The 1,982-nt window shown below is 76.8% G+C and carries 1 protein-coding gene; it reads right to left on the reverse strand.

All coding sequences use genetic code 11. The features are described from left to right. Positions 1 to 1,982, reverse strand: a 1,982-nt coding sequence (locus B0E53_RS35950; RefSeq protein WP_246835776.1) for a beta-ketoacyl synthase N-terminal-like domain-containing protein, incomplete at both ends; no start/stop codon positions are given.

Genomic DNA, 1,982 nt, shown 5'->3' on the forward strand with positions numbered 1-1,982 from the left:
TCGGCGGGTCGGCGAGGCGACGGGCCAGCCGGTCGGCCTGGTCCCGCAGGCCGGCGGCCGTCGCCGCGGCGAGCGGCCAGGGCAGCGCGGCGTCGACGGCCCGGTCCGGCGACGGCTGGTCTCCCTCGTTCGGGTGGTCCGTCGGCGCCTCTTCGAGGATCACGTGCGCGTTGGTGCCGCTGATCCCGAACGACGAGACACCGGCCCGGCGGGGCCGCCCGTCGGCGTCCCACGGGCGCGCCTCGGTGAGCAGTGCCAGCGGGCCCGATCCCCAGTCCACGTGCGGAGTCGGCTCGTCGACGTGCAGGGTCGCCGGCAGCGTCGCGTGCCGCAGCGCCAGCACCATCTTGATCAGGCTGGCCACGCCGGCCGCGGCCTGGGTGTGGCCGAGGTTCGACTTCACCGAGCCGAGCCAGAGCGGCCGGTCCGCCGGCCGGTCCGGCCCGTACGCGGCGATCAGCGCCTGCGCCTCGATCGGGTCGCCGAGGGTGGTGCCGGTGCCGTGCGCCTCGATGGCGTCGATGTCGGCCGCGGCCAGGCCGGCGTTGGCCAGCGCGTGCCGGATGACCCGCTGCTGCGCCGGTCCGTTCGGCGCGGTCAGCCCGTTGGACGCGCCGTCCTGGTTCACCGCGCTGCCCCGCACCACGGCCAGGATCCGCCGGCCCTCCCGCTGCGCGTCGGAGAGGCGTTGCAGCAGCAGGACGCCTGCGCCCTCGCCCCAGCCGGTGCCGTCCGCGCCCGCGGCGAACGCCTTGACCCGCCCGTCCGCGGCGAGCCCGCGCTGCCGGGAGAACTCCAGGAACGCCCCCGGCGTCGACATCACCGTCACGCCGCCCGCGAGCGCGAGGTCGCACTCGCCGGAGCGCAGCGCCTGGGCGGCCAGGTGCAGCGCCACCAGCGACGACGAGCACGCCGTGTCGACGGTGACGGCGGGCCCGTGCAGGCCGAACGAGTACGCCAGCCGGCCGGAGACGACCGACGCGCCGTTGCCGGTCGCCTGGTAACCCTCCACCTGCGACCGGGCGCCCAGCAGCAGGGTCGCGTAGTCCTGCCCGTTGGTGCCCATGAAGACGCCGGTCGCCGAGCCGCGTACGCGCCGCGGGTCGATGCCGGCGCGCTCGAACAGCTCCCAGGTGGTGTGCAGCAGCAGCCGCTGCTGCGGGTCCATGGCCAGCGCCTCGCGGGGGTTGATCCCGAAGAACGCGGCGTCGAAGTCGGCGACGTCGGCCAGGAAGCCGCCGCTGCGGGTGTAGCTGGTGCCGACCCGGTCCGGGTCGCTGTCGAAGAGGGCGTCCAGGTCCCAGCCCCGGTCGGTGGGCATCGGGGTCACCGCGTCCACGCCGTCGACAAGCAGCCGCCACAGCTCCTGCGGGGAGGACACCCCGCCGGGGAACCGGCAGGCCATCGACACGATGGCGATCGGCTCGTCCGCGGCGGGCCGGACGATGGTGGCGACGGCCGCCGGGCCGTCCGCGCCGGCCACCAGTTCGGTACGCAGGAAGCCCGCCAGTTCCGCCGCCGACGGGTGGTCGAAGACCACTGTCGACGGCAGGGTCAGCCCGGTGGCCCGGCCCAACCGGTCCCGCAGCTGCACGGCCGCGAGGGAGTCGAAGCCCAGCTCCCGGAACGCGCGCCCGGCCGGCACCTGATCCGTGCCGGGGTGGCCGAGCACCGCCGCGGCCTCCGCCCGGACCAGATCCACCAGCAGCGTCGCCTGGCCGGTGGCCGGCAGCGCGGCGAGCCGGGCGCGGAGCCCGTCGGTGGCGGCCGCGGCCTCCGTGGGCTCCGCGTCCGCCTCGACCGCCGGGGCGACCCGGTCGAACAGGTGGCTCGGCCGCGCCGCGGTGAACGCCGCGACGAACCGGGACCAGTCCACGTCGACGATCACAGGCGCCGGTTCGGGGGCGTTCACCCAGCGTCCGAGCGCCGCGACGGCGGCGTCCGGCGGCAGTGGGGCGAAGCCGCGGCGGCGCAGCCCCTCC

The sequence above is a fragment of the Micromonospora sp. MH33 genome, assembly GCF_003013775.1.
GTDB lineage: Bacteria > Actinomycetota > Actinomycetes > Mycobacteriales > Micromonosporaceae > Micromonospora > Micromonospora fulviviridis.